At 68.5% G+C, this 24,832-nt stretch carries 27 protein-coding genes and 1 pseudogene; 14 read left to right on the top strand and 14 right to left on the bottom strand.

Annotation, left to right across the window (positions count from 1 at the left end):
* Positions 1-6 precede the first annotated feature (6 nt).
* Both ACETK8_RS10535 and ACETK8_RS10540 read left to right on the top strand, forming a co-directional pair.
* The gene (locus ACETK8_RS10535) at positions 7-186 is read left to right on the top strand and encodes a hypothetical protein (protein WP_183217382.1); all 180 of its coding nucleotides are present in this window, start codon (positions 7-9) and stop codon (positions 184-186) included.
* On the top strand, positions 183-596 hold the full coding sequence (locus tag ACETK8_RS10540) for a helix-turn-helix transcriptional regulator (RefSeq protein ID WP_289648130.1): 414 nt from the start codon (positions 183-185) through the stop codon (positions 594-596). The genes ACETK8_RS10535 and ACETK8_RS10540 overlap by 4 nt, the downstream gene beginning before the upstream one ends.
* Before the next feature lie 101 nt (positions 597-697).
* Here ACETK8_RS10540 and ACETK8_RS10545 read toward each other — a convergent pair whose 3' ends face one another.
* Positions 698-1,162 carry a MerR family transcriptional regulator gene (locus ACETK8_RS10545; protein ID WP_289648132.1) on the bottom strand — a complete coding sequence of 155 codons (465 nt, stop codon included), beginning with the start codon at positions 1,160-1,162 and terminating at the stop codon, positions 698-700.
* A gap of 76 nt (positions 1,163-1,238) precedes the next feature.
* Here ACETK8_RS10545 and ACETK8_RS10550 point away from each other — a divergent pair, with 76 nt between their 5' ends.
* From ACETK8_RS10550 to ACETK8_RS10575, 6 genes are all read left to right on the top strand, one after another.
* The gene (locus ACETK8_RS10550; protein ID WP_289648133.1) at positions 1,239-1,889 is read left to right on the top strand and encodes a cation transporter; all 651 of its coding nucleotides are present in this window, start codon (positions 1,239-1,241) and stop codon (positions 1,887-1,889) included.
* Between the two features lie 134 nt (positions 1,890-2,023).
* A complete protein-coding gene (locus ACETK8_RS10555) occupies positions 2,024-2,344 on the top strand; it encodes a hypothetical protein (protein WP_374035972.1) in 321 nt (106 codons plus the stop codon).
* Positions 2,345-2,398: 54 nt separating this feature from the next.
* Positions 2,399-3,652, top strand: coding sequence for a TolC family protein (locus ACETK8_RS10560; RefSeq protein ID WP_289648136.1), 1,254 nt, complete (start codon positions 2,399-2,401; stop codon positions 3,650-3,652).
* A complete protein-coding gene (locus tag ACETK8_RS10565; protein ID WP_289648137.1) occupies positions 3,649-4,830 on the top strand; it encodes an efflux RND transporter periplasmic adaptor subunit in 1,182 nt (393 codons plus the stop codon). The genes ACETK8_RS10560 and ACETK8_RS10565 overlap by 4 nt, the downstream gene beginning before the upstream one ends.
* Positions 4,831-4,841: 11 nt before the next feature.
* On the top strand, positions 4,842-8,063 hold the full coding sequence (locus tag ACETK8_RS10570; protein ID WP_289648140.1) for an efflux RND transporter permease subunit: 3,222 nt from the start codon (positions 4,842-4,844) through the stop codon (positions 8,061-8,063).
* A 5-nt stretch (positions 8,064-8,068) separates the two neighbouring features.
* Positions 8,069-8,662: a cation transporter gene (locus ACETK8_RS10575; protein WP_289648244.1), complete on the top strand. Its 594-nt coding sequence runs from the start codon at positions 8,069-8,071 to the stop codon at positions 8,660-8,662.
* 318 nt (positions 8,663-8,980) lie between these two features.
* Here the strand turns inward: ACETK8_RS10575 and ACETK8_RS10580 are convergent, their stop codons facing one another.
* From ACETK8_RS10580 to ACETK8_RS10610, 7 genes are all read right to left on the bottom strand, one after another.
* On the bottom strand, positions 8,981-10,234 hold the full coding sequence (locus tag ACETK8_RS10580) for a cytochrome P450 (protein WP_289648143.1): 1,254 nt from the start codon (positions 10,232-10,234) through the stop codon (positions 8,981-8,983).
* Entirely contained in the window at positions 10,231-10,710 is a 480-nt protein-coding gene (gene lspA, locus ACETK8_RS10585) for a signal peptidase II (protein ID WP_289648145.1), read from the bottom strand. The genes ACETK8_RS10580 and lspA overlap by 4 nt, the downstream gene beginning before the upstream one ends.
* A gap of 67 nt (positions 10,711-10,777) precedes the next feature.
* Positions 10,778-11,512 carry a class I SAM-dependent methyltransferase gene (locus tag ACETK8_RS10590; protein WP_289648147.1) on the bottom strand — a complete coding sequence of 245 codons (735 nt, stop codon included), beginning with the start codon at positions 11,510-11,512 and terminating at the stop codon, positions 10,778-10,780.
* A 60-nt stretch (positions 11,513-11,572) separates the two neighbouring features.
* On the bottom strand, positions 11,573-13,510 hold the full coding sequence (locus tag ACETK8_RS10595) for an FTR1 family protein (protein WP_289648148.1): 1,938 nt from the start codon (positions 13,508-13,510) through the stop codon (positions 11,573-11,575).
* An 82-nt stretch (positions 13,511-13,592) separates the two neighbouring features.
* Complete coding sequence (gene dmeF / locus ACETK8_RS10600; protein WP_289648149.1) at positions 13,593-14,522, bottom strand: CDF family Co(II)/Ni(II) efflux transporter DmeF; 930 nt, start codon at positions 14,520-14,522, stop codon at positions 13,593-13,595.
* Positions 14,523-14,530: 8 nt separating this feature from the next.
* Positions 14,531-14,806 (bottom strand): metal/formaldehyde-sensitive transcriptional repressor, encoded by a 276-nt coding sequence (locus ACETK8_RS10605; RefSeq protein WP_289648150.1) that lies wholly within the window; start codon positions 14,804-14,806, stop codon positions 14,531-14,533.
* A gap of 106 nt (positions 14,807-14,912) precedes the next feature.
* Entirely contained in the window at positions 14,913-15,278 is a 366-nt protein-coding gene (locus tag ACETK8_RS10610) for a DUF1289 domain-containing protein (RefSeq protein ID WP_308446948.1), read from the bottom strand.
* Positions 15,279-15,455: 177 nt separating this feature from the next.
* Here ACETK8_RS10610 and ACETK8_RS10615 point away from each other — a divergent pair, with 177 nt between their 5' ends.
* The 5 genes and pseudogenes from ACETK8_RS10615 to ACETK8_RS10635 all read left to right on the top strand — a co-directional run bounded on the left by ACETK8_RS10615 (position 15,456) and on the right by ACETK8_RS10635 (position 19,638).
* The gene (locus tag ACETK8_RS10615; RefSeq protein ID WP_374035973.1) at positions 15,456-15,950 is read left to right on the top strand and encodes a TolC family protein; all 495 of its coding nucleotides are present in this window, start codon (positions 15,456-15,458) and stop codon (positions 15,948-15,950) included.
* Positions 15,947-17,203, top strand: a complete 1,257-nt coding sequence (locus tag ACETK8_RS10620) for an efflux RND transporter periplasmic adaptor subunit (RefSeq protein ID WP_289648153.1) — start codon at positions 15,947-15,949, stop codon at positions 17,201-17,203. The genes ACETK8_RS10615 and ACETK8_RS10620 overlap by 4 nt, the downstream gene beginning before the upstream one ends.
* Before the next feature lie 14 nt (positions 17,204-17,217).
* Positions 17,218-17,400, top strand: a pseudogene (locus ACETK8_RS10625) (efflux RND transporter permease subunit); the annotation flags it as partial.
* Positions 17,401-17,447: 47 nt separating this feature from the next.
* Positions 17,448-18,761 (top strand): copper resistance protein B, encoded by a 1,314-nt coding sequence (locus ACETK8_RS10630; protein ID WP_289648155.1) that lies wholly within the window; start codon positions 17,448-17,450, stop codon positions 18,759-18,761.
* 115 nt (positions 18,762-18,876) lie between these two features.
* On the top strand, positions 18,877-19,638 hold the full coding sequence (locus tag ACETK8_RS10635; protein WP_289648156.1) for an HAD family hydrolase: 762 nt from the start codon (positions 18,877-18,879) through the stop codon (positions 19,636-19,638).
* 158 nt (positions 19,639-19,796) lie between these two features.
* Here the strand turns inward: ACETK8_RS10635 and ACETK8_RS10640 are convergent, their stop codons facing one another.
* The 5 genes from ACETK8_RS10640 to ACETK8_RS10660 form a co-directional block, all read right to left on the bottom strand.
* Positions 19,797-20,207 carry a copper resistance protein CopC gene (locus ACETK8_RS10640; RefSeq protein WP_289648157.1) on the bottom strand — a complete coding sequence of 137 codons (411 nt, stop codon included), beginning with the start codon at positions 20,205-20,207 and terminating at the stop codon, positions 19,797-19,799.
* A gap of 25 nt (positions 20,208-20,232) precedes the next feature.
* Positions 20,233-20,574 carry a hypothetical protein gene (locus tag ACETK8_RS10645; protein ID WP_289648158.1) on the bottom strand — a complete coding sequence of 114 codons (342 nt, stop codon included), beginning with the start codon at positions 20,572-20,574 and terminating at the stop codon, positions 20,233-20,235.
* Between the two features lie 108 nt (positions 20,575-20,682).
* Positions 20,683-21,261: an RNA polymerase sigma factor gene (locus ACETK8_RS10650; protein WP_224764323.1), complete on the bottom strand. Its 579-nt coding sequence runs from the start codon at positions 21,259-21,261 to the stop codon at positions 20,683-20,685.
* 8 nt (positions 21,262-21,269) lie between these two features.
* Positions 21,270-21,707 (bottom strand): Spy/CpxP family protein refolding chaperone, encoded by a 438-nt coding sequence (locus tag ACETK8_RS10655; RefSeq protein WP_054765334.1) that lies wholly within the window; start codon positions 21,705-21,707, stop codon positions 21,270-21,272.
* Complete coding sequence (locus ACETK8_RS10660) at positions 21,707-21,988, bottom strand: hypothetical protein (protein ID WP_224764324.1); 282 nt, start codon at positions 21,986-21,988, stop codon at positions 21,707-21,709. The genes ACETK8_RS10655 and ACETK8_RS10660 overlap by 1 nt, the downstream gene beginning before the upstream one ends.
* A gap of 85 nt (positions 21,989-22,073) precedes the next feature.
* Here ACETK8_RS10660 and ACETK8_RS10665 point away from each other — a divergent pair.
* Positions 22,074-23,263, top strand: a protein-coding gene (locus ACETK8_RS10665) for an IS3 family transposase (RefSeq protein ID WP_156494625.1) whose coding sequence is annotated in 2 segments (ribosomal slippage) — positions 22,074-22,332 and positions 22,332-23,263 — 1,191 coding nt in all. Because the reading frame shifts where the segments join, the coding sequence is not laid out codon by codon here.
* Positions 23,264-24,059: 796 nt separating this feature from the next.
* On the opposite strand, the gene ACETK8_RS10670 is transcribed toward ACETK8_RS10665, so the two are convergent.
* Positions 24,060-24,821, bottom strand: coding sequence for a DUF5677 domain-containing protein (locus ACETK8_RS10670; protein ID WP_289648161.1), 762 nt, complete (start codon positions 24,819-24,821; stop codon positions 24,060-24,062).
* Positions 24,822-24,832 lie beyond the last annotated feature (11 nt).

The raw sequence follows: 24,832 nt of genomic DNA on the forward strand, positions 1-24,832 counted from the left end.
GAGCGGATGGCGTCCGATCGCCCGACCATCGCGAGTGTCCTGGCCGATCCCGCCGCAAGCTTCGCGCTCAAGGCGGTCCTGCTGGCCTGGTCGGGTCGAGACGTGGTCGATGCGGCGAATGACGCAGAGCTGCTGAGCGCCATCCTGGGCGCCGAGGCCGACCGGTTCCCAAGAGGATCGTCATGAGCTTCATCGTGGATGGGGAGCCGGTCGAGGCGGGCGGTCGTTCCGACCGCCTGCTGTCCTGGGACCGGGTGCATGATCTGGTGGGCTTCAGCCGTTCGACGGCCTGGCGCCTCCAGCGCGCGGGGGACTTCCCGAAACCCGTTCAGCTGTCTCCAGGCCGGGTCGGCTGGTGGGAGAGTGAGCTCACGGCCTGGAAGACCGCCCGCAGCGCCGGCGGCGCGCCCTTCAAGGTTCGCAGACCCGCCCGTGCGCCGCGCCTGCCGGGCCTGCCGCGATCGGCTCCCACACCTGTAGCGCCGCCGCAGGCGTCGCGCGCGATCGGAAGTCAGGCGACCTCGACGGCGGAGCCGCCCCGCCGGCGCCGCCGCAAACCGTCAGCGTCGCCGGAGCAGATCGATTTCGGGTTCTGAGAAGCGTGCGCCGAGAACCGGCGCGCCAAAGGTCAAGCGAGTTCGGTTACGGATGTCGATCCAGCCAGTGCATGGCTCGAATCTTCGTTTTCGGCTCAGGATCAGAACCGGCTGGGAGATGCTCCGCCATGCCCGTCCGCGCAGGGGCTATGGTCATGTAGCACTTCGATCACCTTGCACGCCGACACCTGGCCGCCGGCGCACTCGGTCGTCATGCGCGCCAATTCTTTCCGCAGCGCTTGAAGTTGGGCGATCTTCTCGCTGACGTCCGCAAGGTGCCGCTCCGCGATGACGTTGGCCTCGTCGCAGGGCCGGTTCGGATGATCGGACAGATCAAGCAGCGATCGGATGGCGTCCAGATCAAATCCCAGCTGGCGGGCATGGCGGATGAACGACAGGCGTCGCAGGGCGGTGTCGTCATACAGGCGGCGGTCGCTCGCGGTGCGGGGCGGCTGGTGCAGGAGACCGATCTGTTCATAGAACCGGATGGTCGGAATCTTGACGCCCGTGGCGGCCGACAGTTTGCCGATCGTGCGAAGCGGAGAGAGGGCGGGGCGGGCTGACATAATTCTGAAAATAGGCGCTTGATCCTCTAAAGGCTAGAGAATGCACAAGGGTCATCCAAGGATCGTTGGAGCCGCCATGACCGAACCCCTGATCTCGGACCGTCCCCCGGCCGCGGGCTGCGGCTGCGGCGCGCCGGTGAAGTTCGACGGCGCCTCGCCCGCCTATCGCCGCATCCTCCTGTCGGTGATCGCGATCAATGCGGCGGCCTTCCTGGCGGTCGCGGGCGGCGCGATGATCCAGGGTTCGGCCGCCCTCGGCGCCAACGCCCTCGACTTCCTCGCCGACAGCGCGACCTACGCCATCAGCCTGTGGGCCATCGGCAAGTCGGTCCGGGTGCGCTCGGGCGCGGCGCTCCTCAAGGGCGCGAGCCTGGCGCTTCTGGCGGCGTTCATCCTGGGCTTCGCGGTATGGCGGGCCCTGTCGGGTGCCCCGCCCGAGGGGGCGGTGATCACTGGTCTCGGGCTGTTGGGCTTCCTCGCCAACGCCGCGGCCGCCCTCCTGCTCGTGCGCCACCGCGACGGCGACGCCAACGTGCGCTCGGTGTGGCTGTGCACGCGCAACGACCTGATCGAAAGCCTAGTGGTCGCGGCGGCCGGCGGCCTGGTCTGGCTGACCGCCTCGCGCTGGCCTGACCTCATCGCGGGCGCCGTCCTCGCCCTGGTCTTCTTGCAGTCGGCCTGGTCGATCATCCGCCAGTCGCAGCAGGAACTGCGAGACGCCGCGTGAGGCCCGCAAGCCCGGCCAGACGATCGGAGTTGGCGCAAGGACCGCAGACCCGCCTTGCGACAATGGCGCGATTGAAGCGGCGGCCGTGCGTGTTATGCGGGGCCATGGGATTCATCTCGGTCAGACACGGTTGGATGACGGCGCTGTTCGCCTCGTTCCTGACCCTGTTCGTGCTGGTCTCCACCGTGGAAGCCGCGACCTGCGCCTCGGAAACCATGACCCGTGCATCGGAGACGATCGCTGAGGCGCCGTCTGATTCGGATGACGCCGGCCGATCGGATCAGCAGGCGATCTGCTCGCATTGCCTATGCTGCCACCACATCGGCGCGGTCGCCATCGATGAACCCGAGCTTGGCCTTGCGTCGACGGCAAGTCGTCGGCATCGGCGCATGCCCCCGGTGGATTTTCTTGTGTCGTCGGCGCCCACCGGACTGGATCGGCCTCCCCAAGGCTGACGGGACCGCGCGCAGCCCCCGCGCATCTCATCGTCAACCTTTCGGGAAACTCACATGTCATCCCCCTTTCGTCGCCGGCCGCGAATCGCGGCGGGCTGCGCCCTGGTTGCGATCGCAACCGCGTTGGGCAGTCCGGCGTGGGCCGATCCGACGCCTTCATTCGAGGCGCTGCTCGAACGCATCGGCCTGACACCGACGACCCTAGAGGCCGACGCGCTCCTCGACGCGGCCGAGGCTCGTGTTCGGCAGGCTCGGGTTCGGCCCAATCCAGAGCTGGGGCTTGAGGCGGAGAACGCCTTCGGCACGGGCCCCTTCTCGGGCTACGACAATGCCGAGACCACGCTGTCGTTGACGCAGGACCTCGAACTTTGGGGTCGTCGTGGCGCCCGCGTTGCGGTTGCGAAAGCCGATGCCGGCACGGCCGGACTGAGGCGTGATCTGGCGACCGTCGAGGCTGGGGGCAGGCTGGCTCTGGCCTACGCCGAGGCGGAGGCCGCTCAGCGGCGGTTCCGGCTCGCCGAAGAGGCGCTGGCCGTGACCATCGCCGATACCCGCGCGGCGCTGATCCTTGTCGAAGAAGGGCGCGAGCCGTTGCTGCGAGGCATCCAGGGCGAGAGCGAAGCCGCTGCGGCGCGCGCAACGCTGGATGAAGCCAAGGCCGAACGCGACGCGGCGTTTGCCCGGCTGACGGCAGTGGCGATGCTGCCGGCGCCGGTCACGTCGATCGACACCAGCCTGATCGACCTGGTGCCCCCCGCCCTGGGTTTGACGGCTGGCGCGACACCGCAGGTACGCGTGGCCGAGGCCGAGCGCGCGGCCGCCGAAAGCCGGATCGAGGTGGAACGGGTTCGCGCCCGGCCTGACCTCCGCGCTTCTGTCGGCGTGCGTCGCTACGAAGCCGAGGACGCGACCGCCCTGACCTTCGGACTGAGTCTTCCATTGCCCTTGTTCGATCGCAACCGGGGCAACATCGACGCGGCCTACGCGGATTTCAGGGCGGCCGATGCTCGACTGATGGGCGCGCGGCAGGAGGCCGAGGCCGACCGCAACGCGGCCGAAGCGCGCCTGCGGGCCTCGGCCAGCCGCGTCGCCGCCACGGACGCGGGGATCGCCGCCGCCGAGGAGGCCTATCGCCTGTCCCGGATCGGCTTCGAGGCGGGCCGCATCTCGCAACTGGAATTGCGGTCGTCCCGCACGGCCCTGATCTCCGCTCGCAACGCCGCCGTGGACGCCCGCCTGGCGCGGGTCCGGGCGGAAATCGATCTCGCGCGCCTGCAAGGCCGCGCCCCCTTTGGAGCACCGCAATGAAACGCACGCAGATGAACAAGACCTGGCTGATGGCCGGCGCCGGTGCCGCCGTCGTTCTGGGCGGCGCAGGCATCTTCGTGATGACCCGCTCACCGTCTGACCCGCCGGCGTCGGTGGGAGCAGAACAGGCCGAGGGCGAGGAAGGGCACGCCGGAGGAGCCGGAGGCGAGGAGGGTGTCGTCGTCCTGACGGCGGCCCAGACCGCCGCCGCGAACATATCGGTTGTCGCTGTCACCCGTGGAGGCGGAGGCGAGACCCGTCTTTCCGGCCGGGTCGAACCGATGGTCGATGGCAGGGCGGCCGTTGCCGCCAGCGTCGGCGGTCGCGTCGAGCGGGTTCTGGTGGTGCCTGGTCAATCGGTCCGTGCGGGCCAACCACTGGCCGTCCTCGTCAGCGGTGACGCCGCAACCTATCGCGCGGACGCGGACGCCGCCGCGGCTTCGGCCGACGCGGCCCGACGCGCCTATGAGCGTGATCGCAGCCTGGAGCAAGCCGGCGTGGTGGCTCGGCAGGATGTAGAGACCTCGCGGGCCCAGTCCCTGAGCGCCGAGGCCAGCGCGCGGGCCGCCCGCGCCAGGGCTTGGGCCGCGGGCTCGCCCAATTCGTCCGGCCGCCTCAGTGTAGCGAGCCCCATCTCCGGCGTCGTCACCAGCGTTCAGGTCGGTCCAGGAGGGTTCGCCGCGCAGGGCGGCGTGATCGCGGAGATCACCAACCCGGCGCGAGTCGAGATCGTCTTCAACGCGCCGCCGGCGCTGGCGGCCCAGGTCCGCGCCGGGTCGTCAGTGCGGGTGCAAGGACCAGCGGGGGAGTTCGATGCTGTCGTGACCGGCGTCGCCCCCGGGGCCGGGGCGGACAGCGGCGGAACCGTCATTCGCGCCCGCCCGGCTGGCGGCAACCTGCCGCCCGCAGGTTCAGCGGTGTCCGGCAGCGTCGTCACCGGCGAAGCCGTTGGCGGCCTGACCGTGCCGTCCGAAGCCATCCAGACCGTCGAGGGCGCGAGCGTCGTCTTCGTCCGCACCGCCGAAGGCTTCCGCACCGCGCCCGTTCTGGTCGGTCGCGAGGCTGGGAACCGGACGGAAATCCTGAGCGGTCTGACCGGGGCCGAACGCATCGCCGGAGCCAACGCCTTCCTCCTCAAAGCCGAACTCGCCAAGGGCGAGGCGGGCGACGACGACTAGAGACGCAGCACATGTTCAAAGCCATCATTGAAGCGTCGGTCCGGTTCCGCTGGTTCGTCGTCATCGCCGTCAGCCTCGTCGCGGGGCTGGGTCTGTTCGAACTGACCAAGCTGCCGATCGACGCGGTTCCAGACATCACCAACCGTCAGGTGCAGATCACCACCGTCGCCCCCGCCCTCGCGCCCGAGCAGATAGAGCGGCAGGTCACCTATCCGCTAGAAACGGCTCTGGCGGGCATACCCGGCCTGACCAGCACGCGGTCGCTGTCGCGCAACGGCTTCAGCCAGATCACCGCGATCTTCACCGACCAGACCGACATCTATTTCGCCCGTCAGCAGGTCGCCGAACGGCTTGCTGAAGCCTCTGAAGGGCTCCCGGAGGGCGTCGAGCCGGGTCTGTCGCCGATCACGACGGGCCTGGGCGAGGTCCTCATGTGGACGGTGGACTATGTGCCGTTCACGACCAAGACCCTGTCGCGCCCTGGGCAGCCAGGTTGGCAAGCCGGTGGGGTCTATCTGACGCCCGAAGGCGAAAGGCTGACAACGCCGCAGGAGCGCGCCACCTATTTGCGGACGGTCCAGGACTGGATCATCGCGCCGCAGATGCGCACCACCGCCGGACTTGCCGGCGTCGATACGATCGGCGGCTATGTGAAGGAATACGCGGTCCGGCCCAATGCGTCACAGCTTGCCGTTTATGGCCTCGGCCTCGACGATCTGGTCGAAGCGGTCGAGCGCGCCAACACCCAGGCAGGCGCCGGTTACATTCGGCGAGCAGGCGAAGCCCTGGTGGTGCGCACCGACGCCGTGGCCCTGACCATCGACGATCTGGCTCAGGCGCCGGTCGTCAATCGCGGCGGTCTGGTGGTGCGTGTCGCCGATGTCGCGACCGTCGAGATCGGCCAGGCCCCGCGCCTGGGCGGTGCCAGCCGGGACGGCCATGAAGCGGTGCTGGGCACGGCCCTGATGATCTCGGGCGGCAACAGCCGCACCGTCGCCCAGGCCGCCGCCGAGAGGCTGGCGGTGGTGGACGACAGCCTGCCCCCAGGCATTGTCGCGACGCCGGTGCTGAACCGCAGCGAACTCGTGAATTCGACCATTTCGACCGTCGCCCGGAACCTGACAGAGGGGGCGCTGCTGGTTGTGGTCGTCCTATTCCTGTTGCTGGGCAACATTCGTGCAGCCACCATCACCGCCCTGATGATCCCGCTGTCCTTCCTGTTTGCCGTCATCGGCATGAACCGGTTCGGCATCAGCGGAAATCTGATGAGCCTGGGCGCTCTCGACTTCGGTCTGATGGTCGATGGCGCGGTCGTGGTGATCGAGAACACCCTCCTGATGCTGAACCAGCGCCGAGCCTCCGCGGGCCGAATGCTGACCCGCCGCGAACGCCTGGACGTCGCGGTGCAATCCGCGCGTCAGATGGTCAAGCCCGCCGCCTTCGGCCAACTCATCATCCTTCTCGTGTTCGCTCCGCTGCTGATGCTGGAAGGAGTCGAGGGCAAGACGTTCCAGCCCATGGGCGCGACCGTCATGCTGGCGCTGATCGGGGCCTTCATCTTCTCCTTCACCTTCGTGCCCGCGATGACCGCCTTGCTCGTGCGCGATCCCAAGACGGTCCATGTCGGCCCCGATGGTCATGTCGGGGAACATGAGACCCGGATCCTACGGTTCGCGAGACGGTTCATCGAGCCGGCGATCAAGGCGGCGGTCGCGCGGCCCAAGATCGTGCTGATCGCCGCCGCAGCGACCCTCGGCGTGGGAGCGGTCACCTTCATGTCCCTGGGCCGCGAGTTCATCCCGACGCTCGACGAAGGCGATGTGTCGATGTTCGTGGTCAAGCCGCCGGCCACCTCGTTGGAACAGTCCCTGTCGATGCAACAGAGCCTGGAGCGTGCCTTGCTTACGGAGCCGGAAGTGCGCTCCGTTTTCTCGCGGACCGGGACAGCCGAGGTCGCGATCGACCCGATGACGCCGAACGTCTCGGACGCCATCATCATGCTGAAAGACCGAGCTGACTGGCCCGAGCCAGGTCTGCCGAAGGAGGAACTCGTCGAGCGCCTGGAAACCAGAGCGAAGGGGCAGCTTGGAAACGCGTTCGAGTTCAGCCAGCCGATCCAACAGCGCTTCAACGAATTGATTTCCGGGGTGAGGAGTGACCTTGCGGTCACCATCTACGGCGACAACCCCGCGACGCTGCAACGAGTAGCCGACCAAATCGCGGAAGCGCTGCGCGGCACACCCGGCTCGGCCGACGTCCGGAGCGAGCAGGCCACCGGCCTGCCCACCCTGACGGTCAGCGTCGATCGCACCGCCGCCGCCAGCTATGGTCTTTCCGCCGCCGACGTCAGCGCGGCCGTCTCAGCCGGCGTCGGCGGCGCCGAGGCGGGGCATGTCTTCGAAGGCGATCGCCGCTTCGATGTCGTCGTCCGCTTGCCCGATGACGCCCGGAACAGCCCCGCCGCCTTGGCGGCGCTTCCTATTGTGGCCGATACCGGAGTCATCGTGCCGCTGTCGGCGGTCGCGCGCATCCAAACCGCCGAGGGGCCCAACCAGATCAGCCGGGAGAACGGCAGCCGACGCATGGTGGTGCAGGCAAACGTGCGTGGACGCGATCTCGGCGGCTTCGTCTCGGACGCGCAGGACCGTGTTTCGCAGATCGATCTTCCCGCCGGCGTCTACCTGGACTGGGGCGGCCAATTCGAGAACCTGAAGCGCGCCGAGCAACGGTTCAGCATCGTCATTCCGATCGTCTTCGTCCTGATCGGGGTGCTGCTGTTCCTGGCGCTTGGCTCCTTCGCTGAAGCCGGGCTGGTGTTCGCCTGTGTGCCGCTGGCCCTGATCGGCGGGGCGCTGGCTTTGCTGCTGCGCGGCATGCCCTTCTCGGTGTCGGCCGCGGTGGGCTTCATCGCGGTGTCAGGCGTTGCCACCCTCAACGGCCTGGTGCTGATGCAGGCCATCCGGGAACGTCTGACGGCCGGGCTTCCGCCCAGAGAGGCCGCGATCGAGGGGGCGTCGAGCCGTTTGCGCGCGGTTCTGACCACCGCTCTCGTCGCCATTGTCGGCTTCATCCCCATGGCCCTGGCGCACGGGGCGGGTGCCGAGGTGCAGAAGCCCTTGGCGACGGTCGTCATCGGCGGCCTTCTGACCGCCACCGCGTTGACTCTGCTGGTGTTGCCGACATTCGCCGCCAAGGCGGTTCGACACCGCGCGTCGGAAGGAATGGACGATTGACTAAGATGACGTCAGAGGACCGCGAGCAGCGCCGAACCCTGCTCGTGGTCCTGATTCTCAACGCCTTGCTGTTTTTGGGCCTCGGCATGGCCGGCCTGGTCGCCGACTCCAGCGCGCTGCTGGCGAACGCGGTCGACAACGCCTCCGATGCAGCCGTCTACCTGATCAGTTTCCTGGCTGTCGGGCGCGCGGCGACCTGGAAGCGGGGAGCGGCCCGCACCTCGGGCGTCCTCCTGTTGCTCTTCGCCCTCGGGGTGCTGATCGACGTCGGGCGGCGCTGGTGGTTCGGGACGGAGCCTATCGGCTGGACAATGATGGCGCTCGCGCTGGTGGCGGCGGTCGTGAACCTGATCTGTCTCGCCCTGCTGCGGCGCACACGCAAGGATGACGTCAACATGCGAGCCGCCGAGACCTTCAGCCTGAACGACTTCGCCTCGAACGGCGGCATCCTTGTCGCTGGCGGGTTCGTGCTGTGGCTCGATCAGGCATGGCCCGACCTCGTCGTCGGGCTGGTCGTCGCCGGCATTGCGGTCAAGGGCGGGCTCGAAATCCTGAGAGACGCTCACGAGGACTCCGGAGGCGGGCAGGAGGCGGCCTGATGGCGGATACGCCGCAAGGCCGAGGCTAACGCCGACCTGGTTCAGGAGGGCCTTGCCGGGTCCGTCCCGAAGCTCGGGTGGCCCTCGAACACACCCGATCGCGACCCGCGAGGTTGATCTGTCGATGCTGCGAGGCGCCGTAAGACCCACCCGCCCGGCGGCCAGCCCTTGGCATGGCGGCGCGAGATCGCGCGGGCGTCTGAACACACTTGGAAGGGCGATGTCCGGCGATAGGGGGAGTCCGGCCGCGAAGGTCGGCGTATCGGCGTCTTGAAACCTTGCGATCACTACGGCTGCCGACCGGCCTGCAGTTCGTTCTCACCCGGAACGGGCCAAGTCCAGCGGTCGTAGGAAGAACCCGCTCCGGGGCAGGGCCGGCAACCTACGGAGATTCAGACGCAGGTCCTGTTTTGGGACCTCGTAGCGAAGGCGTGTGGTGAGGACGTCGAACGAGCGCATCAGTATCTCGTGGACGATGCCTTCACCTGGGCAGCGGTGCCCGGTCAGATGATCGCCCCCGCCTTGAGGTACAAAATCGAACGCGCCTGGTGGGCGGTTCGCGAACCGGGCGGGCCGGAAGATTTCCGGGTCCGGCCATGCGTTGGCGTCGTGGTTCGTCCCGTAGAGATCGAGGATCACCTGACGCCCCTCGGGAAAGCTCAGGCCTTCCCAGACGAAGTCTCGCCGGGTTGTCGCGACGAGCGAGGGAAAGAACGGATAAAAGCGGCGAATCTCTTCGATGAAGGCGTCACGCGCCGCCAAGCTCTGGGTCGCGGCCCGCGCCGCCTCCGGCTGCGTATGCAAGGCATGGGCGAGGAACACGACGTAAACAGCGGTCGCCACGGTCGGGCGTAGGATGTTGGCCAGTTCGACCGCCGCGACCTCGGCCGCTAGAGGGGTTCCGCCTGGATCCCGCGCGTGAGCCAGCGCGAACGTCGCCGTATTCTCCGCGGGTCGATGCCGACCTTCACGAACGTCTTCGATCACGCCTTTCAGCCAGTGATCCACCCTGCGTCGGGCGTGCCGAGACCAGAAATGGCGCGGATTGCGCGCTCCTGCGGCGTCGAACAACGCCCTGAGGTGACCGGCCCGCAGCTGGACGTCGGCCTCGGGCAGCGGGGTTTCCGACCAGGCGCACACGGCGCGCGTCAGCATGGTGGCGAGTTCGTCGTACAGACGTATCGTGGCGCCGGCGCGCAGCCAACGCTCGGCGGCTTCAATCCATTCCGCCTCAACGCGCGCTCCCAGGGCCCGGACGCGATCAGCTTGCGTCAAGCCCATGAAGATCGCCTTGCGGTGTCGGTGAGCCTCGCCGTCCAAGCCCTGGACGCCGCCTTCGCCCAGCAGCGTCTTGCGGATGGGCGATGGCATCGCACCCTCGCGTCGAAAGCGCTCCGCGTCGTAGAAGAGGGCGGCCCCTTTCTCGCCCTTGAGGCATGTCGTGCCTCTGCACAGAAGGCGGGTCTCGAACGCATCCGAGCCGAGTCGAGCGCTCTCCTTTGAAACGAAGCGATATGGATCGGCCAGGAGCGGGAGCGTCACGTCCCGCGGGGGAATTCGGGGAATGCTCACGGCCGTGGCCGCCTTTCGCCAGGCGTTGAAGGTGGAGCCTCCGTCTGCGCTGATCGCCGCGATGCGTCAAAGAGGACTAGCGCGAGGCCGATCACAATCGCGCTGTCGGCCAGATTGAACGTAGGCCAGTGGCGGCCGGCGAGGTGCAGATCGATGAAGTCCGTCACCGCGCCCAGGCGGATGCGGTCCGCGATGTTGCCGAGGGCGCCGCCGGCGACCGCGCCGAGCGCAAGCGCCGGAGCCAGGCGTCGCGTGCGCCAGGCGGCGACCAGAACCGCCGCGGCGACGGCGCCGGTGAGCGCCACCAGCAGCCAGCGTCCGGCTTCGCCGTCCGCCGACAAGAGGCCGAAGGTGACGCCGCGATTGAAGCTCAGGTGGAGGTTCAGGAAGGGCGCGATCTCGACCGGCGCGGTCAGGGTGCGGGCCCATGCCTTGGCAAGCTGATCGACCCCGGCCACACCGATCGCGAGGACCACGGCGGCCAGTCGGACCGCTCGTCCGCCAAACTGCCGAACGGCGGAGGGGGCGGCTGCGCGGTTCCGATCAGGCATGCCCAGTCTCCTGGATGGTGAGCGCAGAGCAGCTGCGCGGCTTTCCGGCCCGATACAGGGAGATCGAACCCGTGGCGGTCGCGATCACCGCCCGTTCCTCGACGCCCTCGAATTCGGCCTCCGCGATCAGGTCGGGCAGCCCGCCGGCGGCGTTCAGCCGGGTGTTCTCGACTCCGTCGAGGGCCTGGACCTGGCGAAAGAGAAGCCGCATCGACGCCGTTCGCTGCCAACCGTAGTCGGCGATGTGCAGTTCACCGCCGGGCCGGAGGGCGGCGTGAATAGACACCAATCCGGCGCGCTTGCCGTCGATCGGCACCTGGTGAAACACAAGGCTGGACACGACCTTGTCCGCCCGGTTCCGGCCGACGAGGTTCGCGACCAGGCCGGCGAAGCCCTGAAGAAACGCCACGTCAGCGCCGCGCCCGAGGGCCTTGGCGCGGGCCCGGTCCAGCACCTCCGGATCGGGGTCGATGCCGATCACCTCGGCCCCGGGTGCTGCGACCTTTATCAGGGTCGCGAGCGTGCCGGTGCCACAGCCGACGTCGACGATGATTTCGCCGTCGCGCGGCGCGAGCTGCGCCACGAGAGCCGCCCGCCAGACGGTTTCGCGCGTCATCAGCGCGATCGCGGCGTCATACAGGCCGGTGAGGCTGGGATGTCCGAGGGCCGGAGTGAATTCAGCCGGGGATGCAGGTCGAGTCATGAAGCCTCCAGGATCAGGCTTCATGCTGCATCCTCTAGTCACTGGAGGATCAATGGGGGTTTTCGATCATTCGCCGCGCTCGTCCTAGACCTCGGCCTCGGCCCGGCTCTTCCGGTCCGCCCACCAGAAGCCGATAACGACCGCCGTGAGCGCGAGTAACTGGGCCGCGAGGCCCTCCCAGGTCGGGAAGAGGCCGAGGATTTCCACGCGAGGCAGGGCGGCGAGGGGACGGATGTCCACGACTCCCGCTTCCTGAAGTCCGGCCATGCCCTTGCCCGCGAGAACCACGGCCAGGGCCGCAATCAGCAGGGCGCTGTAGGCGAAGAACTGCGAGATCGGCAGCCGCTTGCTGAACATCAGCAGGCCCCAGCCAATCAGGGCGAGGCAGACGACCGCCAGCGCCGCGCCGCCGAGCAGGGCGCCCTGGGTCCCCTGACTCCATAGGGCGGCGTAGAAGAGGATGGTCTCGAAAACCTCGCGATAGACGACGATGAAGGCGAGCAGGAACAGGAACCAGGCCGAACGCTTCGACAGGGCGGCCGACAACTTGTCGCGAATGTAGGCCTGCCACGCGCCGGCCTGGGCCTTGCCGTGCATCCACACGCCCACGGATAGGAGCACGACGGCGGAAACCAGCGAGCCGACGCCTTCGGTGAGTTCGCGACTCGCGCCGCTGATGGCGATCAGCCAGGTCGCCGCCGCCCAGGTGGCGGCCCCCGCGACGAGAGCGGCGACCCAGCCGCCGTGGACGTAGCGCAGGACGTCCTGGCGCTCGGCCTTCCGCAGGAAGGCGACCATCGCGATCACGATCAGCAGGGCTTCGAGCCCCTCGCGCAGCAGGATGGTGAAGGCGCCGAGGAAGGTCGACAGGGCCGAGGCCTCGGATGGCGCGAGAGCCCGGCCGGCCTCGTCGAACAATCCGCTCAGGGCCGTGACCTGTCCGGCCACCTCATCGGTCGGGGCCCGGCGGTTGAGGCTGGCGCGGAGCTCGCCCATCGCGGCCTCTATGCGCGCCATCAGCTCGCCGTCGCGGGCCCGCAGCAGGGGCTCCACCGGCTCGAAACCGTCCAGATACGCCGAGAGAGCCAGCTCCTCGGCCTTCCGCGCGTCGCCGGCGCGATACGCCGCCAGGCTCTCGCCGAGCTTGCGGCGCGCCAGATCGAGCCCGTCCGCGCCCCCGACCGCAAGCGCTTCCGGATGGCTGCGAAGATAGGCGACCACCTCATTGGCCCGCGGCTCTCCGAGGCGGGACGCCAACGTCGCCGGTGTAGCTTGGGTCAGGGCCTCGAGGTTCGGCACGGCGGCGCGCACGTCGGGGTCGTTGCGCCAGGCGCGCTCGCCCGCGCGGGGCGCGTCGTCGGCGTAAGCGAAGCCGCCGACGTAGAAGGCCAGGGCCCAGCGATCCTCGGCCGACAAGTGGGCGAAACTGGGCATGGCGGTGCCGTCCAGGCCTTGGCCGATCACCTGATAGAGGCCGAACAGGCTGCGCTCGCGGGCGCGGTCGCGATCGGTGAAGGCGATCGGCGGCGGCTCAAGCCCGGCCGCCCCCGGTCCGTCGCCCCGGCCGGTCGCCCCGTGGCAGACGGCGCATTGCTCGGCGTAGAGCGCCGCGCCGCGCGGCAGGTCAGGGATAGACTGCGGCGCGAGGGGCGTCGGATACGCGGCGAGGAGATCCTCGGCGAGGCTTCGCGCCTGTCGCGCGACCGTCTCCGGCGCCGCGCGAGTCTCGACCGCCGAGATCAGGACGGACGACCCGGCGAGTAGCCGGGACTGGGCCTCGTGCGCCGGAAGCGCAGCGATGCGGCTGCGCACCGAGGTCGAGAACTCGCGCATCTCGGCGTACTCCGCCTCGCTGATCACCCGGCCGTCGGAGACGGCGCCCGGATAGTCGACGGCGATGTAGTCCAGCAGCCGCCAAGCGGTTTCCGCCCCGGGGGTCGCCTCCTGGGCCGCGCCGCGCTGGGGCATCGCGGCGCCCAGCAGAAGCGCGAGTATGAGGAGGAGACGAAGCGTCGCCGACATGGTGGCATCCTGTTCGTGAGATTGGCTCTCACTAGCAGCATGCATGCTCAAGTCGCTAGAGGATCAAGAGGCCCTGGAGCTTCTACCGACACTCGACAGTCAGGTGCCCAATCTCATGCACAGGTCGAAGACGTGTGCGGACAGTCTCTGCAGCCACCGTGCCCGTGACGCTGACGATAGCCGCATGCGCTTCCGGACCGACGCGCCAGACGTGCAGGTCGGTGATCCGCGCGTCGCCGGGGCCTTCCACCAGCTCGCGGACTTCGTCCTCGACGTGATGGTCGGTGGTGTCGAGAAGGACGGCGGCGGTGTCGCGCATCAGGGACCATGACCAGCGCGCGATGACGATCGCGCCGACGATGCCCATCAGCGGATCGAGCCAGACCCACCCGAGGTAACGACCGGCGACCAGGGCGATGATCGCCAGCACCGAGGTCAGGGCGTCGGCCAGGACGTGGAAATAGGCCGAGCGCAGGTTGTTGTCCCGGTGGTTTTGGTCGTGATCGTCATGCTCATCATGGAGGTGGTGATGGCCGTGGTGATGATGGTGATGACCGCCGCCGGCGAGGAGCAGGGCGCTGACCAGATTGACGGCGAGGCCCAGGACGGCGACCAGCGTGGCCTGGCTGAAGGCGACCGGGCGAGGATCGAAGAGCCGGCCCACCGACTCGCCCGCGATCCCTAGGGCCACGATGCCGAGCACCAGGGCAGAGGCGAAGCCGGCCAGATCGCCGACCTTGCCGGTGCCGAAGCTGAATCGGCGGTTGTCGGCATGGCGTTTGGCGTAGGCATAGGCGCCGGCCGCGACAGCCAGCGCGCCGGCGTGCGTCGCCATGTGGAAACCGTCGGCCAGCAGGGCCATGGACCCGAACACCGTCCCCGCCACGATCTCGCCGACCATCATCACCGCGGTCAGGGCGACCACCCACAGGGTCTTGCGGGCGTTGGCGTCGTGCGACGCCCCCAGAAAGCGGTGGTCGTGCGTCAAATGGTCGGTGTCGAATGCGGTCATCTGGGGTCTCAGCGGGCGTAGCGGCGGATAAGGGCGAGCAGTTCTTCGGCGCCGGCCTGCCGGTCCGCGTCGCTCAGGTGGGCGCCGGCGACGTGCTGACGGAGGTGGTCTTCGAGTAGTTCCTCGAACAGGCCGCCCAATGCGCCGCGGGCGGCGGCGACCTGCTGCAGTACAGCCGAACAGCTCACCTCGGACTCGATGGCGCGCTCGATCCCGTTGAGTTGGCCGACGATGCGGCGGACGCGGGCGGTGATCTTCTGCTTGTTGGCGATGGTATGGGCCATGAATACTCCCCTAGAGTACCTTGTTCTTGTGCGCCAGCATGACGAAGGTCGAGGCCGGATCGAGGCAAGGGTGGCGGGCGTCCTTCGGGAAGGCGGCCTGTGCAGGTCACGAGTTCGTGGCCGCGGCGGCCGCGACCAAGGTGGCCGTCCGACGAGGGAGATCACGCTCGATCGCTTTCCGACGAAATGGCGTCAGCTTTCGCCATTGCGCGACCTCTGGACGGGTTCGGCCGCATCCGACGCACCACCCCGTCGCAGTATCAAACACACAGATGTCTATGCAGGGTGTTTTCACTGATCCCGCCAAATCCAGTCGCCCCTCGCCAGGGGCTGATATACTCTCTCCCAGTATGCGTTCAAGCTTACTTCTCGCGGCCGCGACGGCCCGGACGCAGAAGCTGGCGCAGCCTGAACACCCTTGAGCAAGGCTTTCGGCCGGGCGGGAAGGCGAGCGACGAGAGTCACCAAACACAGGCGCAACTCGTCGAGGAGAGTTTGTGCCATGGCCAGACTTCGGCCCAGTCCTGCTCGGTCTGAACGGCCTAAGATCATCAGGTGATTCAACCGTCGTCCAATCGACGGCTCCGCCCTTGCAGCGAGGACTCCCATCATCGTCTTCACGGCACAGCGCGAGATCGCCGACGCCCGCGTGCGTGTCGAGCAGGCCCGGGCGACGCCGGACGCCACCGTCAGCGTCGGCGTCCGCAGCCTGTGGGATGACGGGGCCGTCGGCCTGGTCGTCGGCGGATCCATTCCGCTCGGCCGATACGACCGAAACCAGGGCGCGATCGACCGGGCGCGCGCCGAAGGGCTCGCGGCCGAAAGCGACCTGGCCGTGGCGCGTCAGGAGCGGGAACGGGAGATCGCCCGGCTTCAGGTCCAGCTCGCCTCGCGCGCACTGGAGGCCCGCCGCATTCAGGAGGAAACCCTGCCGCAAGCCGAGCGCGCCGTGGCCCTCGTCCGCGAGGGCTTCAACCGCGGCGGCTTCACCTACAACGACGTCATCAGCGCCCAGCGCGCCCTGCTCGAGACGCGGGCCCGGCGGGTCGCCGTCCTCAAGCAATTCCACATCGATCGCGCCCGCCTCGACCGGCTGACCGGCGCGCACGCTCCCCTCGTGGGCGTCACGGAGACCCAACCATGATCCGCTTCTCACCCTCGCGGCGACTGGTCGCCGTGTCCCTGATCTCGCTGGCTGTGGGCGTCGCGGCCTGCGGCCAGGGCGGAGCCACTGACCCTGCCGAAGCCGAGACCGAGGCCGGCGACTACGAGCGTGGTCCCCACAACGGCCGGATGCTGCGCGACGGCGATTTCGCCCTAGAAATCACCATCTTCGAGGAGGGGCCGGAGCCGCTGTATCGCCTCTATCCCTATCTGAAGGACAAGCCGCTCGATCCGCGCCAGGTTCAGGCGTCGATCGTCCTGACCCGCCTCGGGCCGAAGGTCGATCGCTTCGCTTTCACCGCGACCGAGGACTATCTGACCAGTCCGACCGTCGTGACCGAGCCGCATTCGTTCGATGTCGCGGTTGCGGCCAACCATGCGGGCCAGTCGCATCGCTGGACCTATCCTTCCTACGAGGGGCGCACGATCATCACGCCGGACGCCGCCCGCGCCGGCGGCGTGACCATTGAGCGCGCGGCGTCAGCCTATCTGGGCGAGTCGCTGCCGCTCCAGGGGCGGATCGAGATCACGCCCGAGGGCCAGAGCGAGGTCCATGCTCGCTACCCCGGTCGGGTCATGGCCCTGTCGGTCGAACTGGGCGACCGCGTCCGGCGCGGTCAGGTCGTGGCGCGCGTGGAGTCCAGTGAAAGCCTGCAGACCTATTCGATCACGGCGCCGATCTCCGGCGTCATCATGGCCAAGAACACCAACGTCGGGTCGATCACCGGCGGTGGAGATCCCATGCTGGTCATCGGCGACCCGAACCAGGTCCATGCCGAGTTCTTCCTCTATCCGCGCGACGCCGAACGGGTGCGGGTGGGCCAGCGGGTCGAGGTGCTGTCCCTCGCCGGGGATCACCGGATCATCGCGCCGGTCGAAGCCATCCTGCCGACGGCCGACATCACCAGCCAGACCCTGATCGCCCACGTCCATCTACCGTCGCAGAACGGCGCCTGGCGTCCCGGCCTCGGGGTGCGGGGCACGGTTCAGGTGGCGATGAGCGAAGTCCCGCTCGCCGTCCGGACCAAGGCCATCCAGCCGTTCCGGGACTTCCAGGTCGTCTACGCCAAGGTGGGCGACACCTATGAGGTGCGGATGCTCGAGCTCGGCCGCCGGACCCCGGAGTGGACCGAGGTGCTGGGCGGGCTCGAACCCGGAACGGAGTACGTCGTCGACGGCGCCTTCCTCATTCGCGCGGACATCGAGAAGTCCGGCGCGAGCCATGATCACTAGGGGGCGCGACGACCATGCTTGAACGCATCATCGCGCTGTCGATCCGGTTCCGCTGGATCGTCATGGCGCTCGTCCTCTTGGCCTGCGCGGTCGGGGTGTGGAGCTTCCAGCGGCTGCCCATCGACGCCACACCGGACATCACCAATGTCCAGGTCCAGATCAACACGGAGGCTCCCGGCTTCTCGCCGCTGGAGTCCCGTCCCGCGTCGGAACGCCCGGGGCGCCGGTCTGCCCGACCGGCGCCGTGCCCGAGCGCGCGCCGGCGGCGGCGGATCCGCACGCCGGGCACGACATGTCGACGATGGGCCAGACCGCGCCGGCGCCGGCCATGCCGGCGGGACATGACATGTCGACCATGCAGAGCGGCCAGCAGCCGGCCGCCGCCGGCCAGGCGGACCCGCACGCCGGGCACGACATGTCGACGATGCGGCAGGCCGCGCCCGCGCCGGCCATGCAGGCGGGACATGACATGTCGACCATGCAGAGCGGCCAACAGCCGGCCGCCGCCGGTCAGCCGGATCCCCACGCCGGGCACGACATGGCGATGATGAGCCAGACCGCGCCCGCGCCGGCCATGCCGGCGGGCCACGACATGTCGACCATGCAGAGCGGCCAACAGCCGGCCGCCGCCGGTCAGCGGGATCCCCACGCCGGGCACGACATGTCGACGATGGGCCAGACCGCGCCAGCGCCGGCCATGCCGGCGGGACATGACATGTCGACCATGGGGCAGATGCCCCCGGGTCATGACATGTCGACCATGGCGATGCCGCCCGACGTGCCGACCAGCGCGGACAACCCGGGACGCCCTCCGGAAATGCCCCTTCCGCCCGGGGCGACCAGCGGCCCCGCTCACGCCGCCGATACCCTGTTCGATCCCGCGGAGATGGCGGCGGCCCGCGAACAGCTTCGCGTCGAGAATGGCGACGTGCGGACCACCGCGGTGATCATCGACCAGCTCGAAGCGAGTTTCGGAGACGGCGAAGAAGGCTACGCGCTGGACGCGCAGGGCTGGACCGGCGGCGACATCAACCGCTTCTGGTGGAAGTCGGAAGTCGAGGGCGACTTCGACGGCGAGGTCGAGGAAGCCGAGATCCAGGCCCTCTACAGCCGGGCGTTCCGGCCGTTCTTCGACTTCCAGACGGGTCTGCGGCAGACCTACCGTCCGGAAGGCGACCGAACCGATCTGGTCGTGGGCGTCCAGGGCCTCGCGCCTTATTGGTTCGAAGTCGATGCGGCGGCCTTCCTCTCCAACAAGGGTGAACTCACGGCGAGGGCGGAGGCCGAATACGATCAGCGGATCACCAACCGCTGGATCGTGCAGCCTCGCGCTGAAGTCGTGCTGTCGGCCGAGGACATCCCCGAGCTCCGGATCGGATCCGGCCTGACGTCGCTCCAGATCGGGGCTCGCCTGCGGTACGAATTCCGCAAGGAGTTCGCCCCCTATGTCGGCCTGGAATGGACCAAGAGCTTCGGGAATACGGCGGACTTCCTCGAAGCCGATGGGCGAAGCTCCGAAGACACGCGCCTCGTCGTCGGCATCCGGACGTGGTTCTAGCGAAGGTCGGCGGCGGCGGGCCTCGTCTGATCCTTGGCCCCGATAGGCGGTCGCGGATCGTCGCCGAGGCGCGGCGTCCCCGGTCTCGGCGGCTGGAAAGGACGGGGAGGTCTCGGTGACGCCGCGGCCCCTCTCGGCCGTGGTCATCGACCTCGACGACACCTTGATCTCGGCCTACCGCCGGCCGGATCTGGCGTGGCGGAGCGTCTGCTTGACGATGCAAGCCGAGCTGGGCGGCCTCGCGCCGGATATCGCGGCGCAGGCGCTGACGCGGGCCGGGCAGGCGTTCTGGCGCGACCCGCAGTGTCATGAATTGGGTCGCGCCGACCCACGACACGGGCGGCGCCTCATCGCGACAGCGGCCTTCGAGACCCTGCTTCGGGAAGGCCATCCCGCACCGGCTTCCGAAACGGTCTCGAGCCTCGCCGAGGCCTTTAGCCGGCTTAGGGACGAGGAGATGCGGCTCGAGGCGGGGGCTGAGGCCCTGCTGCTTGACTTGCGCGACGCGGGCTATCGCCTCGCGCTCCTCACCAACGGCGCCGGACCGTTGCAGCGCGCCAAGATCGAACGGTTCGGTCTCGAACCCTATTTCGATCACATTCAGATCGAGGGCGAAGTCGGCGTGGGAAAGCCCTTTCCCGACGCGTTCAGGCGTGCGTTCGCCGCCCTGGCCGTCGAGGCCCCCGAGGTCTGCGTGATCGGCGACAGCCTCGAATGGGACATCCGTCCGGCCAAGGCTCTGGGCTGTTGGACCGTGCTGTATGATCCGGAACGGGCCCTTGAGGCCGAGCCCCGTCGCGGGGACGCCGACGTGGTGGTCGGGACCTTGACGGGCCTGGCGAGTTGTCTGCCCGTGCTCCACACTCAGCGTGAATGAAGGCTCGGCGTGCGCGATTCCGCCGCGTCGCTTTCAAGCGGCCCGCGATCGGGGTGCGCAGTTCGACGATCCGATCGCGCAAGAAAAACGCCGCGCGGCGAGCCGCGCGGCGTTCCCCACCTCGGTTTCGGCCCCTCAAGAGGCGGGAGGCCGCCTCCTCAGTGAACCATGAAACGGACGACGCCGTTCATCTGATGGCCGTCGGCGCCCTTCGCGGCCCAGGCGGCGGCGTAGGAGCCGGGCGCGAGGGCCGGAAGCGGCGCGCTGACCGTGACCGCGGGGGCGGCCTCCGCTGACACGGCCACATCGACCGCCTGGTTCGACGGTCCGCCGGTCAGACGAAGGGACGTCAGGACCATGGCGTGCGGGAAAGTCGCCGAGAAGGTGGTCGGGGCGGAGGACAGCATGGCGTTGTCCGCCGGAGTGGTCGCGACGCCATTAGCCGGCGCCTGCATGGCGGCGTGGTCCTGCGCCGACATGCCGGCATGCGACTGGCTCTGAGCCTGGGCGACCGACAGAGGAGCCAGCGCCGCGAGGGCGGCGAGAGTGGCGAATATTGAACGGCTCATCGAAAACTCCTGGACTTCAAGCGAACTACTGTTTGGGCGGCATGGTCATGCCGTCCATCTTCGACATGTCATGGCCGGCCATCGGATCGGCAGGCGGCGGTGTCGGCTCTGGCGCGGGCGCGGGCGCGGGCCGAGGGGCCGGGCGGGACGCCGATGCCTTGGCAGGCGCGGCCGGGGTGGATGCCGCAGGGGCGGGCGTGGCGGCCTGCGGCGGCGTCGGCTCGGGGGTTGCGGCCGGCACGGCTTCCATCGGAGCCATCGCTGACGCGTCCGGTGCCAGCTCGGCGTCCACCGGTTGAGGCTCGGAGGCCGGCTGGCAAGCCCCCAGAGTGACCGCCGCGGCCGCGGCGAGGATCGGCAATCTCATGTGGCAAGCTCCTGATAAGAGGGCGACGGTCAGGTATTTCCCTCGACGCCTTCATACTGGTTTACGCGGGCGAGCGCCGCAGCCCTCGTCGTCCGGCCCTCATCCGCGTCATTTCGGAGCCGGCGGGACGTCGCCCGGACCGCCCAGGACGTCGAACAGCTTGCGACGGGCGCGCGCCACGCGCGTCTCCACCGTCTTGACGGTCACGCCGAGGATTTCGGCCGCCTCCGCCTGGCTGCGCCCCTCGATCGCGGTGAGCAGCAGCGGGGCCTTGAGATGCGGCGGCAAAAGGCTGATCGCCTCGTTCAGACGGGCGAGTCGGTCGCCGGCCTCCATCCGTTCATCCGCCGGCTCGTCGCCGTTCGCCACGGCCAAGGCTTCCGGCGATGCCAGATCGACGTCGCCCCGGATCAGGCGTCGGACGAACCGGCGGCGGCTCCAGTCCCGGCATTTGTTGAGCGCTATGGTCCGGATCCAGGCCTCGAAGGGCCGGGCCGGGTCATAGCGGCGGATATTGATCCAGGCCGCCGCATAGGTCTCCTGCAGCAGATCCCACGCATCCTGTTCGTCGCCGACATAGCGCCGGACGAAGCGGAACAGGGCCGTCTTGGTCTGCTGCATCAACGCGCCGAAGGCCGCCCGATCGCCGCCGGCGGCGCGCGCTGACAGGTTCGCTGGACTCTCCACCCGGAACGCTAGCCTTCGTCGGGCGCGAGAGCCGCCACGATGCGGTCGTCGAAGACCTCGGCCTGGGCAGGGGTCAGCACCGACCGCATCTCGAAGACGTGGGCTATCGTCTCCTTCTGAAGGGCGCCCATGGCGACGTGGAAATGGTCGACCGCGGCCTGAACCGGGGGACCGTCGCCGTCGCTCTGTTCGATCGCGCGCGCCAGCTCGAGGTTGGCCGCGCGGACATCGGCTTCGAGCGCGGGCCGACGCGCGGCGAACCGGGCCTCGACCGCCTCGATGCGCGTCAACTGGTCAGGCGACAGCTTGAGATCGTGGTGCACGATGTCGTGCAGGGACGGCGGCTCGCGCCGGCTCAGCACCCAGCTGGCGCTGATCCAGGTGCCCGCGCCGCTGGCGACGGCCGCCAGCACGGCCGTCAGGACGATCGCGCGCCAGCCGCGCATCACCGCCCGGTTTCCAGTCTCACCAGAGGCGACAGGCCCGCATCGACCGTGAAGATGGCCATCTCTCCGGGCGGGCTCGGCGCGGCGGCCGCGCCGACGCCGCCCGCCGTCAGACCGGTGGCGAGGGCCACGGCGACCGCGCCGAGACGGACCTGCGTGGCCAGTCTTTCGCCGCGAAGCGTCTCGACCCGGCTCCAGACCAGCGGTTCGAGCCCGTCGAGCGACCGGCCGATGGGCGTTATCGCGGACTCGGCCAGAATGTCATCCAGTTTAAGCGACATCGAACACTCTCCTTGCGCCCCTTGACGTGACCCCCTGAAACTCCTCCAGGAATAGCTAGAGTCCGCCCAACGAAGGACGGACAGAATGAAGCGATCGAGGTTCACGGAAGAGCAGATCATCGGGATCCTGCGGGAGCAGGAGGCCGGTGTGACGACGGCGGAGGTGTGCCGGCGGCACGGGGTCAGTTCGGCGACCTTTTACAAATGGAAGGCCAAGTTCGGCGGGCTCGATGTGTCGGAGGCTCGGCGGCTGAAGGCGCTCGAGGATGAGAATGCCCGGCTGAAGCGGATGCTGGCGGACGCGATGCTGGACAACGTGGCGCTGAAGGAGCTGCTGGGAAAAAAGTGGTGACGCCCGCCGGCTATCGCGAGGCGGCTGGCCATCTGCAGGCCGCCTACGAGATGAGCGAACGGCGGGCGTGCCGTGTGCTGGGTGTTGATCGGACGAGCGTGCGCTATCAGGCGACGCGCCCGAACGACGGCGCCCTGCGCGACCGGCTGAAGGCCCTGGCCCAGGAGCGTCGCCGGTTCGGCTATCGCCGCCTGCACGTGCTGCTGCGGCGCGAGGGCCATGCAGTCAACAGGAAGCGGGTCCAGCGGATCTATCGCGAGGAGCGACTGACGGTGCGCCGGCGGGGCGGTCGGAAGCGAGCAATGGGCACGCGGCGACCACTGGAGACGCCGTTGGTCGCCAATCAGCGCTGGTCGTTGGACTTCGTCTCAGACCAGATGACGGACGGGCGGCGCTTCCGCATCCTGACGGTGATCGATAACTGCACCCGCGAATGCCTGGCGCTGGTGGCCGACACCTCGCTGTCGGGCGCGAGGGTCGTGCGGGAGTTGGACGCCGTCGTCCGGCAGCGGGGCCGGCCCGACACCATCGTCAGCGATAACGGCACGGAGTACACCTCGAATGCTGTGCTGGCCTGGGCCGACGACACCGGCGTCGGCTGGCATTACATCGCGCCCGGCAAGCCCCAACAGAACGGCTTCAACGAGAGCTTCAACGGACGGCTGCGCGACGAACTGCTGAACGAGACGCTGTTCCGATCACTGCCGCACGCCCGCGCGGTACTGGAGGCGTGGCGACGCGATTACAACGAACGGCGTCCGCACTCGAAGCTCGGCTGGCTGACGCCGCAGGCTTATGCAGAAGCGCTCAGCGGACAGATCGGCCGGTCCGCTGCGCGGGTTGGAAGCTGCGCTGACCGGCCTCTTGCCAACCCCGCCAACCCCAGTTCAGATCACCAAAGGACTCTCGTTATGGCTGGATGAGAAACGGGGGTCACGTCACCGCCGAACCCGATCGCGACCCTCCGCTCCCGGGAACCTGGTCTCCATCGCGCCTTGCGTGTCCGGCTGATCCGTGGACGTTCATCGGCTATGACCCTGTGCGTCTGGAAAGAACCGGAGAAAGCTGCACGGCCAAGGCGGTGGCAAGCGGCATTGATGGTGCGCTGAACTATCGCGCTACCTGCAAAGACAAGACCGGCGAACACGGCGAACTCTGGTCGCTTCGCCAGCGCGGTCCGATCCTCACAATGCAGCGTTCGCGATCGACAAGTTGGGGAGGCGGTCCCGTTTCAAGCCATAGGCTCGAACGATGCGGATGATCTACGCGACACGCTTAGCGTACGTTTTCGACCATCCTCTCACCGGTCCCGTGTTTCAACGTGAATGGCGGCCAGGCCAAGGCGAGGGCCAGCAGCCGAGGGCGAGTGTGTGGCAAGCGACGCTCCAGCGTTCGGGGAACCCACAAACACGACGCCTGCCGGTCACTCTCAAAGCGCCGGCGAACAGACGAGGTTCCTGTGACCCCGCGGCCGTTACGAACGCATCGAACAGGACGACGCCCTGGATGAGTAGTGTCTCCGCCGCCTATGGCGTGGACCGGGTAGCCAACGCGCGTGGTATAATCTGGCAATGAGCGGATATGTCATTCTTCGGCGTGAAAACGGTTCGCCGACGGGCGGGAGGAGAAGAGCCCGACGCTGTCACTTGGGTCGACGTCGGCGCCTTGGATTGGGCGTGGCGACCCAGCAGCCCCCCCGCGCTTACAGCAGATCCTGGTTCATTCGCGCCGGCGCGGGTCGAGGGAGCCGAGCGCCTTGAGACCTTCCGCCAGCACGTCGAGACGCTCCCCGCCATCGACCCCGCCGACAATCTCCTTCACGGCGACCAGAACGCTCAGGACGGACGAGCAGAGGAGCTCGAGCGTCTCGGCGGGCTCGTCTTCATCCACGAGCGGCAGGGCGTGCAGGGTGAAGGCTGTCGCCTCCTCATTGATCGATACATTTCGGCTGAGCGACGCGGCGCTGGGGTGAGCGGCGTCGGTCGACAGTTCACGATAGAGGATCAATCCCGCTTCGACGCCGCCCGCTTCGGCCACCTTCGTCATCTGCAGCGACGCGGTCGGTCCGTGGTCCGACCAGAGTCTGTCCCGCAGAGCTTCGAGCTCTAGAAGGTGATCCGGCGTTTCGGTCCGGGTTTTGGACCAGTCGAGAAGGCCTTTCGCCCGTCTGCGCCGGCTGCCGATCGCATCCTGCTCCAGCGCATCCACGAAGGCGGCCCCCTGGCGGGCGAGAGCCGCCGCGAAAAAGAAGACCTCGTTGACGCACCTGACGAGGGTGCGCGCCTCGACGATGAAGCCCTCATCGAGCAGCCGCATCGCGGCTCTGTGGTGTCCAAGCGCTCGCGCGAGCAGCGTGAGGGCGACAACAGGGGGATCACGAGGATCCGCGTCGAGCGCGCCGGGATCGGCCGCGTCGAAGATCGCCGCGCCCTTGGCGTGGAGACGATCGCAGAGGGTTCGCCACTCGTCGAGCGTTGACATGTCGTCCTCTT

Origin of the sequence: Brevundimonas staleyi (genome assembly GCF_041893865.1) — a bacterium.
GTDB lineage: Bacteria > Pseudomonadota > Alphaproteobacteria > Caulobacterales > Caulobacteraceae > Brevundimonas > Brevundimonas staleyi.